A 15615-nucleotide genomic window follows, 5' to 3' on the forward strand; every position below is an offset into this window, starting at 1 on the left:
GAACACAGATGAGTGGCGCTTACAGCCGGATGCTGAGCATCGGCGCATCGATCGGGGCACTTGTCTGGGCGATGCCCGCAGCGGCGCAGGAAGCGCCCGCGGCACCGGCGGCGCAGCAGGATCCGGGCGGACTGGCAACCGGCGCGGAGGCTGCGGCAGCAGCGGCGGGCGGGCAGGAGCGCGGCGAGATCGTGGTCACCGGCTCGCGCATCGCGCGGCGCGACTATACCGCCGAAAGCCCGATCGCCACCGTCAACCAGGACTTCCTGCAGAACAGCGGGCCGACGACCATCGAGCAGTCGCTGAACGTGCTGCCGCAGTTCCAGGCGACGCAGGGCGCACAGACCTCGTCCAACGCGATCGGCGGGCCCACCGCGTCGGGCGGCCGCTCCAACGCGAACCTGCGCGGACTGGGCACGTCGCGCACCCTGGTGCTGTTCGACGGCCGCCGGCTGCAACCGTCCGACCCGCTGGGCGGGATCGACCTCAACACCATCTCCCCCGCGCTGATCTCGTCGGTGGAGACGATCACGGGCGGCGCCTCGGCGATCTACGGCTCGGACGCGGTGGCCGGTGTGGTCAACTTCCGCTTCAACAACAATTTCACCGGGCTGGTCCTGGAGGCCGATGGCGGCGTCACCGAGCGGGGCGACGGCACCAACTTTTCCGGCGCGGCGACCTGGGGCGGGCGGCTGGCGGACGATCGCGGGCGCGTGTTCCTGTCGCTTTCCTATCTCGAGCGCGGCAACGCCTCGCGCAACAGCCGCGAGTTCTTCCGCGATCGCCCGGGCAGCCTCGCCTCCACCGCCGGCACGATCGTGGTCGACGGCACCAATCCGTTCGGCGTGGGCAATGCGGCGAACGTCGCGGCGTATCGCAACCTGTTCCTCAACACCTATCGCACGCCGGTGCCGCCGACCGCGAGCTCGCTGGTCGTCAACCCGGACGGCACGCTGTTCGGGCGCAACACCGGCACCAACCTGCGCGATGCGGCGCTGAACGGCTATGTGCAGGACAGCGGCGGCATCGTCACGCAGCGCAGCCCCTTCGACTCCACGGTGCAGCTGCCGCTGAAGCGCTACACCGCGTTCGGCCGCGCCGAATATGAGGTGGCGGACGGCATCACGCTGTACGGCCAGGTCAATTACGCAACCTATCGCACGGACCAGACCTCCGACCAGGGCACGTTCCAGACGATCGCGACGCCCACTTTGGTGCCGGTGACCAACCCGTTCCTCACGCCCGACCTGCGCGTGGCGGCCGCCGCCCGGCCCCGCCCCAACGATCCGCTGATCTATTACTTCACCGGCACGCGCGCCGGGCGGCTGCGCGTGGTGGAGGATTATGACGTCTATCAGCTGCTGCTGGGCGGCAAGGGCGACATTTCCGGCACCTCGCTGAAGTACGACGTCTACGCCACGTACGGCGAGACCGACCAGACCGAGACGACCTTCAACCAATATAGCCGCAGCCGCTTCAACCAGTTGCTCCAGGCAGCGGATGGCGGACGATCTTTGTGCGACGGCGGCTACAATCCGTTCGGCTACGGCGAGATCTCGCAATCGTGCAAGGCGTTCCTGCTGCGCAATTCCACCAACCTCTTCAACTACAAGCAGACGGTGGCCTCCGCCAACCTGACCGGCAACCTGTTCCGCCTGCCCGGCGGCCCGGCCGGCTTCGCGGTGGGCGTCGAATATCGCAAGAACGAGTTCTCCGCGAACATCGACCCGGCCAACCAGCCGACGCCCTCCACCGTGAACGGTGTCACCACCTATGCCGCGCCCGAAACGCTGGGCCTGTCGGGCAGCGGATCGTCGGCGGGCGATATCGCGGTGAAGGAAGCCTATGTCGAGGTGCTGCTGCCGATCCTGGCGGACACACCCTTCTTCCAGCAGCTCGATGTGGATCTCGCCTACCGCTATTCCGACTATAACCGCGTTGGCGGCGTGCACACCTACAAGGCGGGCCCGAACTGGACGCCGTTCGGCGGCATGACCTTCCGCGGCGGCTATTCGCGCGCCATCCGCGCGCCGGGACTGGGCGAGCTGTACGCGCCGCGCGCCGGCGTGTCGGGCACGATCGGCAGCCCGGCGACGGGCACCGGCGACCCGTGCGACAGCCGCAGCGCCGCGCGCGCCGGCCGCGTGGCCGGGGTCACCGCGGCGCAGGTGCAGGCGCTGTGCACCGCGCAGGGCATCCCGGCAGCGATCTATCCCAGCTACACCTATACCGGCACGCTGACGGCCGCCTTCCGCATCGGCAACCCGGACCTGAAGGAGGAAACCGCCGACAGCTACACCGTCGGCGTGGTGGTGCAGCCGGAGTTCGCCCGCAGCGTGTTCAAGGCGCTGTCGCTGTCGGTCGACTATTACAACATCAAGCTCGACGATGCGATCGGCCGGGTCACCAGCCAGGTGGCGCTCCAGCAATGCTTCAACTTCGGCGGGCAGAATCCCTCGTTCAGCTCCACCAACTTCTACTGCTCGCTCATCAACCGCGATGCCGGCGGCCTCCTGGCGTTCATCAACGAGCCGCAGTTCAACCTCGGCAGCTATTCGACGGCGGGCATCGACGTGCAGTTCGATGCCGCGATCGGCATCGGCGATCTCGGCAACCTGTCGCTCAACAGCGTGGTCAGCCATGTGATGGACTACAAGATCCAGACGCTCGCGACCGATCCCACCTTCGATTATGCCGGCACCATCGGCAACGTGCAGATCGACGGCTACAGCCAGTCGCACCCGGCCTGGAAGCACACCACCACCCTGTCCTGGTATGGCGGGCTCGGTTCGCTGAGCTTCCGCTGGCGGTTCATCGACAAGATGAGCAACTCGGCGAATGTCGGCGTTGCCAACGGCAGTGCGACCGGCGTGCCGGCGGTAAGCTATTTCGATCTCGTCTCACGGCTGAAGGTGGACGACCAGATGGAGTTCCGCTTCGGCGTGACGAACCTGTTCGACAAGCAGCCGCCGGAGTTCGGCGGACCCGCCGCCACGGACACCTCCACCTACGACCTGATCGGCCGGCGCTACTTCATGGGCGTGACGAAGCGCTTCTGACCGGGCGGAGACAAGAGAAAAAGCGGGTGGGGTCTCCCCTGCCCGCTTTTTCTCGTGGCGCCGCTGCTCAGCCCGTCGCGCCGGGCAGTTCCTGCTGCGATCCGAAGGGCAGCATCAGCCGGCGCTCGGCGCCGCGGGGGTCATTCTCCAGCCGGGTGGCCGTATCGAACACCATCGTCGGACGGCCCGCGGCATCGTACGCCGGCCATTGCGGCAGGCCGGGTGCGGCGGGAGTGCCCGTCTTGGCAAAGGTCGCCCAGGCCCCCGACATCAGCGCCGCCAGCTTCTGCGTCTCGGGTGTGACCGGGCCTTCCATGCGCGCGGCCTTCTCCACCGTGTCGAACACGAACGGGATCTCCGATCCGTGCGGCGCGTGGAAGCGGCCGCCCTGCACCGGTGTTTCGCGGTTGAAGCTGTACAGGTACGCCGGCGCGCCGCCTGCCGCTGCCTTGCGCTCCGCCTGGATCGTGGAATCGAGGAAATAGCCGCGGTCGGTGGCGATCATGTAGAGCAGCTCGGCCATGCCCTTACCCGGATAGCGCCGGCGGTAGTCGGCAGCGACGGCGGCTTCCTGCCCGTCGAGGTTCAAGCCCTTCAGCCGCGTGAGCAGGCCCGCCTCGTCCATGGTGTCGACTGCCGGATCGAGCCCGAGGAACGCCGCCTGCTCGGTGCGGTTGGTGCCGATCATCATCGGCACGCGCGCGCTCAGCGCGGTGGCGCGCGGCGAGAAGGGATGGTCGGGCAGCAGGCGCCCGTCCACCACCGGTCGCCACTGGCCCAGCCCCGCCGCCGCCTTGCGCTGCGCGGCGTGCAGCGGGGCGAGCGGCACCTGTTGCAGCCGCTCGACGGCGTTCGGCGCGATGTCCAGTTCGGCGAGCAGGCGCGCCGCCTTCTTCTGCGCCAGCTCGCGCTCGTCCATCCGCAAGGCGGAGCCGCTCTGCACGACGGCGCGGTGGAACAGGCCGGCGGCAGGCTGGAAGCCCATCATCACGCTGGTCTTGCGGCCGCCGCCCGACTCGCCGTGGATCAGCACGCGCGTGGGATCGCCGCCGAACGCCGCGATATTGTCGCGCACCCACTGCAGCGCCGCCACGCAATCGAGCATGCCGACATTGCCGCTGTCCGCCCAGCGCCCGCCATAAGCGGACAGGTCGCAATAGCCGAGCACGTTGAGGCGATGGTTGATCGTCACCACGACCACGTCCTGCCGCGCGGCGAGGTTGCTGCCGTCATACCAGGAGGAGGAGCCCGAGCCGGTCGAGAAGCCGCCACCGTGCATCCAGAACATCACCGCGCGCCGGCCGGTCGTCGCGGGCGTCCAGACGTTGAGCACGAGGCAGTCCTCGCCTTCGGGGAAACCGCGGCCGCCCCCGATCGGGCTCTGGTAGAAGTTCTTCGGCGCGTTCAGCGCGCGGTCGCCCGCCTCGCCGGCCATCGACACGCCGCCCTGCGGCGCGGACGTGCCGTAGTCGAGACAATCGCGGACGCCCGCCCACTTGGCCGGCGGTTGCTGCGGGAGGAAGCGATTGGCACCGCCGGTCGGCGCACCATAGGGCACGCCCTTGAACGTGAGGACGCCGCCCGACCGGACCCCGCGGATGCGGCCGTGTGCGGTTTCGACCACCGGCCCGGCCTCGGCCCGGGCGATGCCGGGGAGAAGCAACGAAGCAGTGCCGCCGGCGAGCAACGCGCGGCGATGCAGGAGGAGGGTCATGCGTGGCTCCACAAAAAAGGCCCGCGGGAAACACCGCGGGCCGGAGGGATCAGATCGGAGTGACGGGGGCGGGCATCGCCGCCCAGAAGCGCCGCGCCTCGCTGCGCGGGTCGTTCTCCACCCGCGTGTCGTCATCGAAGATCATGGTCGCGCGCTTTTGCGCATCGAACGCCGGCCAGTTCGGGATCTGCGGATTGTTGGGGTTGCCGGTCTTGGCAAAGGCGACCCAGGCCGAGGCGAGCCGGTCGCACATCCTGCGGCCGCGCGCCGAGCCGACATCCACCGTCTGGTCGCGATAATTGTGGAAGCTCGCCGACACGTCGATGCCGTGAATCGCACCGAACTTGCCGTCATAGCCGCTCGTCGCCCAGTCCCACTGATACATCCACACCGGCGCGCCGCCGTCCGCCGCCTTCAGCTCCGCCTGTTTGAAGGCGTTGCGGCGCGCGGCGGCATCGGTGGCGATCACCGACTGGATCAAAAACGGCGACTTCTTGGGGTACTCCCGGCGATACAGGCGGAAGATCGCCTCGCCCTTGTCGCCATAGCGCCTGGCGAGGTCGGCGCGCACGGTGGCGTCGTCGACATCCCAGTTGGTGAACCGCAGCGCCGCGTCCTCCAGCGTGGTGGAGACGATCATCGGCACGGTGCGCGATTCCGGCGGCGCGGCGGGATCGAACGGGTGGTGCGGCAGGTAGGTGCCGTCCACCACCGGGTTGAAGGCGCGGGCGAACTCCGGCCGGCGCATCACGCGGGTCTGCGCTTCAAGCATCTTCTGCCAGGGCACGTCCTGCAGCCGTGAGGCAGTGGCGCGCGACAGGTTCAGCTCGGCCAGCAGCGCCTCGGCATGGCGGGTCGCCGCCTCCCGCTCGGTGAGGCGCAGCGCCGATCCACTCTGCACGGCGGCCCGGTGGAACAGCCCGCGCGCGGCGGGCGTGGCGAGCAGCGTGGTCGTCTTCGCGCCGCCGCCCGACTGGCCGAAGATCATCACCCGGTTCGGATCGCCGCCGAACTGCGCGATATTGTCGCGCACCCACTCCAGGCTGGCGGTCATGTCCATCACGCCCGCCGCGCCCGAGCCGGCAAAGGCCGAGCCGAGCCCGAGATCGCCGAGATGCGTGTAGCCGAACGAGGCCAGGCGGTGGTTGACCGTCACCACCACCACGTCGCCGAAGCGCGCGAGCTGCGCCCCGTCAAAGCCGGGCGAGTTGCCCGATCCGGTGGTGAAGCCGCCGCCATGGAAGCTGACGAGCACCGCGCGCTTCGCGTTGTCGGTGGCCGGGGTCCAGACGTTCAGGACCAGGCAGTCCTCGCCCATCGAGCCGACGCCGACATTGCGATCCCACATGATGAACATGGCATAGTCGCCGCGCAGGTCGGCGGGCGTCTGCGGCGAGACGGGGCCATAGCCGATGCAGTTGCGCACCCCTGCCCATTTCGCCGGCTTCTTCGGCGGCAGGAAGCGGTTGCGGCCGCCGGTCGGCGCACCATAGGGGATGCCCTTGAACGCCTTGATCCCGGCATTCTCGATCCCCTCGACCTTGCCGTACACCGTCTCCACCGTGTGGAACACCTGGCCCGACATGTCCCCGCCCAGCGGCCGGGCGGTGCCGGCGATCGCGGGCGACGCGCTGGTCTGCGCCTCCGCCTCGAACCCGATCAGCCCCGTCGTGGCGGCCGCCGCCACTGCCCCGCCCGCCAGCATCGTGCGCCGGCTGACCGGCACGTCCCATTGCGACATCCTGCACCCCTTTTCGACAGCCTCTCCCGCCCGGGCCGGCTTGCCGCCAGCTTCCAAGCAGTCATGACTGTATCTTTCTATAGCGGGCCGCGCAATGGGGTTGGTTCAATCGGCCGCGCGCCGCTCCATCGTCTCGCGCTTCAGCGTGCGCAGCACGTCCAGCACGCTGTCCACGTCCACATCGGGGTTGACCTGCCGCTCGATGGCGAGGCCACGCAAGGCGAGCACGATGGTGCGCGACACCGCCTGGTCGTGCGCGGTGAGCGGCAGACCGGCATCCTGCGCGCGTTCGGCCAGGCGCTGCGCCTGCTTCTCGTTCAGACGCCGCTGGAACTCCGGAAAGCGCGCGCGCACCACCTCGTCGCTGCGCGCGCCGACCAGGATCTCCATCAGCGCGGTGCCATGCGGTTGCAGCGCCAATTGCCAGCGCAGGTCGGGCAGCGCGGCATAGCGCTCCCACGGATCGTCGATCCTGCTCAGTGCCTCGGTATAATAATCGTGGTTGCGGTCCAGCACATGTTCCAGCGTCGCCAGCATCAGGTCCGCCTTGCTGGGGAAATGGTGCAGCATCGCGCCGCGGCTCACGCCCGCCCTGGCCGCAACCAGCACGGTGCTCGTCCCGCCATAGCCCTGTTCAAACAGGCAATCGACGGCGGCATCGAGCAGCGCGGTGCGCGTGGCGGCGCTGCGCTCCGCCTGGGTGCGACGGACGGGCTTGGCGGCGGCGGGCGTGTCGGGCATCCGCGCTCCCTACTCCGCTCGCTTGCACTTGACCAAGCCGCCACGTACAGTCAGTACTGATTGTAATTGAAGGCGCGGAACGAACCGTCGCCTCATCAGGGAGGGACACCATGAAACGCATCGTGCTTGCCACGCTGGCCGCCTGCTCGGCCATGCCCGCCGCCGCCCAGGAGACGGCAGCCCCCATGCCGGCCGACTACACGCAAGCGGCAAACTGGCTTTGCCGCCCCGGCGCGGCGGATGCATGCAGCAAGGCGGACCTGAGCACCACGGTGGTGAACGCCGACGGCACGCTCCGCCCGCTCACCTTCACCCGCGCGAAGGCGCCGGCGGTGGACTGCTTCTACGTCTATCCCACCGTCTCGCTCGACAAGGCGCCCAACAGCGATCTGGTGCCGGGGCCGGAGGAGATGTCGGTGATCGCCAACCAGTTCGCCCGCTTCGGCGAACTGTGCCGCACCTTTGCGCCGATGTACCGCCAGGTGACCATCCCCGCCCTGCGCGCGGGAATGAGCGGCGGCGACATGAAGCCCGACCGCGAGATCGGCTATGCCGACGTGCTGGCGGCCTGGCGTTACTACCTCCAGCACGACAATGGCGGCCGCGGCGTGATCCTGATCGGCCACAGCCAGGGATCGGGCGTGCTGAAGCGCCTGGTCGCCGAGCAGATCGACGGCAAGCCGGACCAGCGCAAGCTGGTGGGCGCCTATCTGATCGGCACCAGCCTGCTCGTCCCCGCGGGCAAGGCGGTCGGCGGCGATTTCAAGTCGGTGCCGATCTGCACGGCCAAGGGCGAGGCCGGCTGCGTCGTCTCCTATGCCTCCTTCCGCAGCACGGTGCCGCCGCCGACCAAGACCCGCTTTGCGCGCACGGAAGTGCCGGGCATGCAGGTGGCGTGCGTCAATCCTGCGGCGATCGGCGCCGATGCGCCGGCCACCGTCACGTCCTTCCTCGGCAACCGCCCGAGCATCTCCTCCTCGCAGGCCGCGCCCAGGCCGTGGGTGACCGGAAAGACCGTCACCACGCCGTTCGTGCAGACCCCGGGCCTGCTCACCGCCGCCTGCACCACGGATGGCACCGCGCGCTACCTCAAGGTGACGGTGAACGCCGTGCCCACGGACCCGCGCACCGACGAGATCAGCGGCGATGTCATCACCAATGGTCAGGTCGATACCGGATGGGGCCTGCATGTGATCGACGTGAACCTGGCCATGGGCGACCTCCTTTCCGCCGCGCGGGCGCAGGCGCGCACTTATGCCGCACGGCGCTGACCGGCTGACGATCGAGGGGGAGCCGGCCGCACCGGCTCTCCCACCCGGCAACGGCCACGCGCAACGCAGCGCCGCCACCCGCCTCCGGCTGATCGAGGCGGCGATCGATTGTCTCTACCGCACCGGTTATGGCGCCACGACGACCGTCGCGATCGCGCAGACCGCGGGCGTCAGTCGTGGGGCGATGCTGCACCAGTTTCCCACCCGCGCCGACCTCATCATCGCCGTGGCCGAGCATATCGTGCGCGAGCAGGACCTCCGCCGGCGCCAGATCCTGCGCGCGGTGCCGCGTGGGGTGGAGCGGTTCCGCGCGATCACCGCCGCCGTCTGGGACACGATGAAGGAGCCGGCCTCCATGGCCCTGCTGGAGATCATGCTCGGTTCCCGCAGCGATCCGGAGCTGTCGGCGCGGTTTCCGGCCGTCATGCGCGGCGCGGAGGCGCGACTGGCCAGCGGCCCGATCGAGGTCGCGCGCGATATCGGCTTCGAGCAGGATGACCTGATCCATGCCATGTCGCGCCTGCACCTGGCCGCCATGCGCGGCCTGGCCATCGAGCGCCTGTTCCAGACCGACGAGGGCCGCGTCGACGACGCTTTCGAGCTGCTGACATGGTACAAGGACCAGTTCCTGCTGAGATTGTCAGAGGCGACCTGAGCGAGCGGCCTGGCGCCGCTGATCCTTCCCGCCCCCGTCACGCAGGCGCTTGCGGTGCGTTGACCGCGGCATGCCATGGCGCGGCATTCGGCAGGCTTGCTCCCGGACAATCGGGTGCGCTGCGCACGATCGGTCGCCGGCCTCGCCTCGCGTGCCGATCGTACAGGCATGCGCCACGCCGTGAAGAGGTGAAAGAGCCTCAGTCCCATCAACAAGACAGAGCACGCCAGCGTGGTCAGGTTTGTATGACAACTCTTGCCGCGGAGGGAGACACGTAGTAGCGTTGGAGATGGGAGAGGCCGATCGATGATCAATCGACGTACGATGGTGAAGGGTGCCGGCGCGACGTTCGGCGTGGCGATCACCGCACAAAGCTATGCACGGATACGCGGGGCGAACGAGCGCCTGAACGTGGCGATCGTCGGCGTGAACGGCCGTGGTCAGGCGCATCTGAGCGCTTTCTCTAAGCTGCCCGGAGTGCAGGTCACCCACTTCGTCGATGTCGACTCGGCGATCCTGGCCAAGCGCGCGGGCGAGGCCGCCGTCAAGGGGCTGCCGCCGGTCGAAACCGAGCGCGATTACCGCCGGCTGTTCGACAAGCGGCAGGTGGATGTGGTCACCGTCGCCACGCCCGACTTCTCGCATGCCAGGATCGCGATCGACGCGATGCACTCGGGCCATCACGTCTATTGCGAGAAGCCGATCGGCATCGCCCCCGCAGAAGGCGAGGCGATGATCGCCGCGCAGCGGCGCACCGGGCGCAAGCTGCAGGTCGGCAACCAGCAGCGCTCCAGCGCGGAGACGCGGCAGCTCGCCGGGCTGATCCAGGCGGGCGAGATCGGCGACGTGTACGAGGCGCAGACCTGGTACGCCAACAATCGCCCCTCCATCGGGAGGGGCCACGAGGCGGCGCCGCCCGCCACGCTGGACTGGGATCTATGGCAGGGCCCGCGACCGCGCGGGCCGTACCGGACGAACCTGGTGCCGTACAACTGGCACTGGCACTGGCGCTACGGCACCGGCGAAATCTGCAACAACGCGATGCACGAACTCGATGTCGCCCGCTGGATGATGGGTCTCTCCTATCCCACGTCGGTGCAGGCTCGTGGCGCCCGCAATTTCTACAAGGGCGACGACTGGGAGATGTATGACACCCTTGCCGTCGACCTGAATTATGCCGACGGGCGCACCATCCGCTGGAATGGGCAAAGCTGCAACCGGATGCTGACCCACGGCCGCGACCGCGGCGTGCTGCTGCTGGGCACAAGAGGGTCGGCCGTGGTCGATCGCAACGGCTTCGAGCTGTTCGGCCTCGACGGCAAGCGGACGCGCGAAGTGAAAGCCGCTGCGCAATCGGCGACCACCAACACGGTGGGTGAAGGCGCGCTGGACGTCTATCATGCCGGCAACCTCGTCGACGTGATCCGCGGCACGGCGGCGGCGCTAAACTCGCCGATCGCGGAAGGGCATGTCAGCACCACGCTCTGCCATCTCGGCAACATGGCCTATCGCACGAACAGCGTGCTCCGCATCGATCCGGCAACCGGCCGGCCGAGCAGCGCTGAGGCGATGGAATTGTGGTCGGTCGCGTACCAGCCGGGCTGGGAAATCACGGCGTGAACCACCCGCCGGCGGAAACGATGATCGAGCGCTTCGCTGCGATGGGCACGCGGTTCGAGATCCACGTGTTCGGCGGGTGCGACGCGGACGCGGTGCCCGCGGCACGCCGGGCGATCGAGGCGCTCGACGATGCGCTCACCACCCATCGTCCCTCGGCCACCGCTGACCTGAACGAGCGCCTGCTTGCCGGCCGGCCGGCGTTGGTCCGCAATGCGCTTTTGTGGGAAGCGCTGGACGCGGTGGACGCCGCTTATGTCGCGACCGGCGGGTTGTTCGATCCGGCGGTGGAGCATGGCAGCTGGTCGTGCATTCGGCGCGATCGGGCCGCATCGCGGATCGAGGCGACACAACCGGCGGCGCTGGACTTCGGGGCGTTCGGCAAGGGCTTCGCGCTGGACCATGCCGCCGCGATCCTGAAACAGGCCGGCGTCCGCTCCGCGCTGTTGTCGGCGGGCGAAAGCTCGATCACGGTGCTGGGCGAACACCCGCTGGGCGGTGGATGGCCGTTCGCCGTTCCGCACCCGCTCGATCCCGGCCGCAGCCTGATCGACCTCGAACTGACCGACGAGGCGATGTCGATCAGCTCCACGGTCGGTTCGCCCGAACGCGCCGCCATGATCCGGCCGCAGGACGGCGCGCGGATCGGCGAGCGGCGCACGACGATCGTGATCGAGCCCAGCGGCGCGGAGGCCGAGGCGATGAGCACCGCATTGCTCGTTGCAGGGCCGGACAGCGCCGCCGCCCTGCTCGGCAGCGGCAGACGGTACCGGTTCGATCTCGACCGGGCGGCGGCTCCTGAACCGGTGGAAGTGGCTGCATGATAACCGACGCCGAATTCGAGCTTTCGCGACGTTCCTTCCTCCACCGCGTGATGGCGGCGACCGCGGGCGCGGGCATCGCCGCCGTTTCGCCCTGGGCCGCCGTCGCGGCGCAGGCCAGCCCTGCCCCCGGCGATCGCGTGCGGCTGGGCGTGATCGGCACGGGCGACCGGGGCCGCGCGCTGATCCGCAACATCCTGAAGACGCGCAACTGCACGATTGCGGCATTGTGCGATAGCTACGCCCCGCATCTCGCCAAGGGGCGCGCACTGGTCGATCCGAAGGTCCGCAGCTTCGCCGATCACCGCGCGATGATCGATGCCGGCGGACTGGACGCGCTGGTCATCGCCACGCCGCTCGACCGGCACGCGCAGCAGGCGTTCGACGGGTTCGATGCCGGGCTGCACGTGTGGTGCGAAAAGGCGATGGCGCGCACGATCGCCGATTGCGGGGCAATGGTCACGCGCTCCAGGGCAAGGCGCAAGGTGCTGCAGATCGGGCACCAGCGCATGTTCCACCCGACCTACCTCGCCGCGCGCAAGCGCGTGCAGGCCGGGGAGATCGGCGCGATTACGCAGATCCGCGCCAGCTGGCACCGCAACAATTCCTGGCGGCGCAAGGTGCCGGCCGATGCCACCGACCGACAGATCAACTGGCGCCTCTACCGCGACAGTTCCGCCGGGCTGATGACGGAGCTTGCCACGCACCAGCTGCAGGTCGGCAACTGGTTTCTGGACGAGGCGCCGGCGCGGGTGATCGGATCGGGCAGCATCTGCCACTGGAAGGACGGCCGCGAGGTCTATGACCATGTCGCGCTGGTGTATGAATATTCGGGCGGGCGGAAATTCATCTACACCTCCTTGCTCAACAACGCCCGCTATGGCTGCGAGGAGCAGATCCAGGGCAGCAAGGGCACGATCGAGGCCGAGCTCGGCCGCATCTACCAGGAAGTGCCGCCCAAAGTACTGGCGCTCCAGCGCATGCAGCAGGACGTGCAGCGCGGCCACAAGCGCACGGTGCCGATCGGCGGCGCGACTTGGTTCCCGGAGCTGCCCGTCACCACGCCGGGCGAGTCGCTGGGCTGGGGCGAATATGACGAGACGATGCTCCAGTTCGAAGGCTTTGGCGAAGCCGTGCGCTCCGGCACGCCGCTGCCGGGGCTGCTCGCGCAGGCCTATGATGCGAGCGTCGCCTCGCTGCTGGGCGAACAGGCGATGGACCGGGGCGAGGCGGTGACTTGGCCCACCAATCTCGTTGCCGTGTGAAGGGGATACGCGATATGACCAACACTGACCGCCGCGCCCTTCTGACGCTCGGGCTTTCCGCGGGGATGGCGGGCTTCGCAGGCGATGCCCTCGCCCAGTCGGTGACGCGCGGCGATGCGCCGACGGAGGACGCGCCGGCCCGCCCCGCCCCGCAAGCCAAGTATCGCCTGCCCTTTGCCGTCATCGGGCTCGACCACAACCACATCTACAGCATCACCGATGCGATGATCCGGGGCGGCGGCGTGCTTTCCGCCGTTTTCGCCACCGATCCCAAACAGGTCGCGAACTTCCGGAAGCGGTATCCGGGCGTCAGGCTGGCGCGGTCCGAGGACGAAATCCTGTCGGACAGGTCGATCAAGCTGGTGTGCAGCGCGGCGATCCCGGTCGAGCGCGCGCCGCTGGGCATCCGCGTGATGCGCGCGGGCAAGGATTATCTCAGCGACAAGGCCGGCATGGTCACGCTGCAACAGCTCGCCGACGTGCGCGCCGCGATCAAGGAGACCGGGCGCAAGTACGGCATCCTGTATTCGGAGCGGCTGGAGGTGCCGGCGGCGGTGATGGCCGGGCAGCTGGTGCACGACGGCGCGATCGGCAAGGTGATCCAGACGATCAACCTGGCGCCGCACCGCGTGTCCGCGCCGACGCGACCCGACTGGTTCTGGGACCCGGCGCGCAACGGCGGCATTCTGGCCGATGTCGGCAGCCACCAGGCCGACCAGTTCGTGTACCTGACCGGCAGCAGGACCGCGCGCGTGGTCGCCGCGCAGACCGCCAATATCGGCCACCCCGACCATCCCCGGTTCGAGGATTTCGGCGACATGATGCTGAGCGGCGATGGCGGGATGGGCTATGTCCGGGTCGACTGGTTCACCCCGGACGGCCTGCCGACCTGGGGCGACGGGAGGCTCTTCATCCTCGGCACCGAGGGCTTCATCGAGCTGCGCAAATATGTCGACCTGGCCGGGCGCCCGCGCGGCAACCACCTGTTCATCGCCGACCGCAAGAGCACCCGGTACATGGATTGCTCCACGGTGCCGCTGCCGTTCGGGCCGCAGTTCATCACCGATCTGGTGGAGCGGACTTCGGTCGCGCAGGACCAGGAAGGTGCGCTGCTGGCGGCGGAACTCGTGCTGACGGCGCAAGAGAAGGCCAAGGCGGAGCGAGCTGTCAGCTGAGCAAAGGTACGTGGCGCAGAAATGTAATTATAAGACAAATCTGCTTTCCTCTCGTCTTGTTTGTTCGTATTCGAGGGACAAGCACAAGCCGCCGGTGAGCGGCCAGTGAAGGGTGGAGGCGGGATGAAAAGGGATGGCTGCGGTTTCGGTTCAGCTCCGCGGGCATCGAGCGCGCACCAGCATGCTCGGCGAGTCCGGTGATCCTCACACAAGAGCATAGTATTGGCGCGCGTCGCCACGGTGATCGTGGAGCAGGTGGAAGCCCGTTGTTCCGGGTTGCAGGCGCGCACGTTACCGATCGTGTCCGCAGGCATCTGGTCAACGTCGATCCCGGTGGCCGCGGCGGGTCGATCGCAGTTCATGGCGGCTCAACAAGGAGCGATCGTATGTCGAAAATCTCGGGACTGCTGCTCGCAGCGGTAGCATTCGGGTCGGTTGCGGCAGGGTCCGCCGAGGCGGCGACCGCCAGGCGCGGGACGTTCGGCACGCTGGCTGACGGTCGTCCGGTTGCTTCGATCACCTTGTCGAACGGTCGCGGCGTTTCGGCAACGGTGCTGGCCTATGGCGCGGCGCTGCAATCGGTGATCCTGCCCGACCGCAACGGCAAGAAGGCCGATGTCGCGCTCGGTTATGACAACCTCGCCGATTACCTGAAGACGCCGCAATATTTCGGCATGACGGTGGGGCGGTTCGCCAATCGCCTCGCGGCGGGTCGCTTCACGATCGACGGCCGAGCCTATCAGACACCGGTCAACGACGGCAGGAATGCGCTGCACGGCGGCACGGTCGGCTTCGACAAGGTCCTGTGGGATGTCGTGGCGGTGAAGGGCGGTCCGCAGGCGTCGGTGACGCTGCGCCATGTCAGCCGCGATGGGGACCAGGGCTATCCCGGCACGATGACGATCGATGCCACCTACTCGCTCGACGAGAGCAACAACCTGCGCATCGAATATGTCGCCCGGACCGACCGGACGACCATCGCGAACATCACCAACCACGCCTACTGGAACCTGTCGGGCGAAGGTTCCGCGGGCGGCGCGATGGGGCATCAGGTGACCATCCCGGCCGAAACCTTCCTGCCCACCGACGACGGCGCGATCCCGACGGGCGAGTTCAAGCCGGTGGCGGGCACCGCGTTCGACTTCCGCCAGCCGCATGTCGTGGGCGATCGCGTCCGCAATGCCGGCGACCAGCAGATCATATGGGGTCGCGGCTATGATCACAACTTCGTGGTCGGGCGCGAGGTGACGCGCGACGAGCATCTGATGGCGCGCGTCTACGATCCCGCCTCCGGCCGCGGGTTCGAGCTGTGGTCGAACCAGCCCGGGGTGCAATTCTACTCCGGCAACTTCCTGGACGGCACGTCGCACGGCAAGTCGAAGAAGATCTATCGAGAGGGCGACGCCGTCGTGTTCGAGCCGCAGATCTCTCCGGACAGCCCCAACCAGAAGGGCTTCCCCAGCGCCCGTCTCGAGCCCGGCCAGACCTATCGCAATGTGATGACCTACCGCCTGAGCAGCGGCACCGCCGCGCCCAGCGGCCAACAGGGAGAATGA

11 protein-coding genes are annotated in these 15615 nt (G+C 68.4%); 8 read left to right on the forward strand and 3 right to left on the reverse strand.

Going from position 1 to position 15615, the window contains the following annotated elements:
• Window positions 1-8: 8 nt before the first annotated feature.
• On the forward strand, window positions 9-3059 hold the full coding sequence (locus tag DVW87_RS06765; protein ID WP_114686902.1) for a TonB-dependent receptor domain-containing protein: 3051 nt from the start codon (window positions 9-11) through the stop codon (window positions 3057-3059).
• Between the two features lie 67 nt (window positions 3060-3126).
• Here the strand turns inward: DVW87_RS06765 and DVW87_RS06770 are convergent, their stop codons facing one another.
• The 3 genes from DVW87_RS06770 to DVW87_RS06780 all read right to left on the reverse strand — a co-directional run bounded on the left by DVW87_RS06770 (window position 3127) and on the right by DVW87_RS06780 (window position 7255).
• Entirely contained in the window at window positions 3127-4773 is a 1647-nt protein-coding gene (locus tag DVW87_RS06770; RefSeq protein ID WP_114686903.1) for a carboxylesterase/lipase family protein, read from the reverse strand.
• 49 nt (window positions 4774-4822) lie between these two features.
• Window positions 4823-6514, reverse strand: a complete 1692-nt coding sequence (locus tag DVW87_RS06775) for a carboxylesterase/lipase family protein (protein ID WP_114686904.1) — start codon at window positions 6512-6514, stop codon at window positions 4823-4825.
• A gap of 105 nt (window positions 6515-6619) precedes the next feature.
• Window positions 6620-7255, reverse strand: coding sequence for a TetR/AcrR family transcriptional regulator (locus DVW87_RS06780; RefSeq protein WP_114686905.1), 636 nt, complete (start codon window positions 7253-7255; stop codon window positions 6620-6622).
• Window positions 7256-7365: 110 nt separating this feature from the next.
• On the opposite strand from DVW87_RS06780, the gene DVW87_RS06785 reads away from it, so the two are divergent.
• The 7 genes from DVW87_RS06785 (at window position 7366) to DVW87_RS06815 (ending at window position 15615) form a co-directional block, all read left to right on the forward strand.
• Entirely contained in the window at window positions 7366-8526 is a 1161-nt protein-coding gene (locus DVW87_RS06785; protein WP_114686906.1) for a DUF3089 domain-containing protein, read from the forward strand.
• Window positions 8510-9181 (forward strand): TetR/AcrR family transcriptional regulator, encoded by a 672-nt coding sequence (locus DVW87_RS06790; protein WP_114686907.1) that lies wholly within the window; start codon window positions 8510-8512, stop codon window positions 9179-9181. Before DVW87_RS06785 ends, DVW87_RS06790 begins: the two co-directional genes overlap by 17 nt.
• Before the next feature lie 306 nt (window positions 9182-9487).
• Window positions 9488-10801, forward strand: a complete 1314-nt coding sequence (locus tag DVW87_RS06795) for a Gfo/Idh/MocA family protein (protein WP_114686908.1) — start codon at window positions 9488-9490, stop codon at window positions 10799-10801.
• A complete protein-coding gene (locus DVW87_RS06800) occupies window positions 10798-11622 on the forward strand; it encodes an FAD:protein FMN transferase (RefSeq protein ID WP_114686909.1) in 825 nt (274 codons plus the stop codon). Before DVW87_RS06795 ends, DVW87_RS06800 begins: the two co-directional genes overlap by 4 nt.
• Window positions 11619-12884, forward strand: a complete 1266-nt coding sequence (locus DVW87_RS06805; RefSeq protein ID WP_239017794.1) for a Gfo/Idh/MocA family protein — start codon at window positions 11619-11621, stop codon at window positions 12882-12884. Before DVW87_RS06800 ends, DVW87_RS06805 begins: the two co-directional genes overlap by 4 nt.
• 14 nt (window positions 12885-12898) lie before the next feature.
• Window positions 12899-14059, forward strand: coding sequence for a Gfo/Idh/MocA family protein (locus tag DVW87_RS06810; RefSeq protein WP_114686910.1), 1161 nt, complete (start codon window positions 12899-12901; stop codon window positions 14057-14059).
• Window positions 14060-14445: 386 nt separating this feature from the next.
• Window positions 14446-15615: an aldose epimerase family protein gene (locus DVW87_RS06815; RefSeq protein ID WP_114686911.1), complete on the forward strand. Its 1170-nt coding sequence runs from the start codon at window positions 14446-14448 to the stop codon at window positions 15613-15615.

It is taken from the genome of Sphingomonas aracearum, assembly GCF_003345355.1.
Taxonomy (GTDB): Bacteria; Pseudomonadota; Alphaproteobacteria; order Sphingomonadales; family Sphingomonadaceae; genus Sphingomonas; species Sphingomonas aracearum.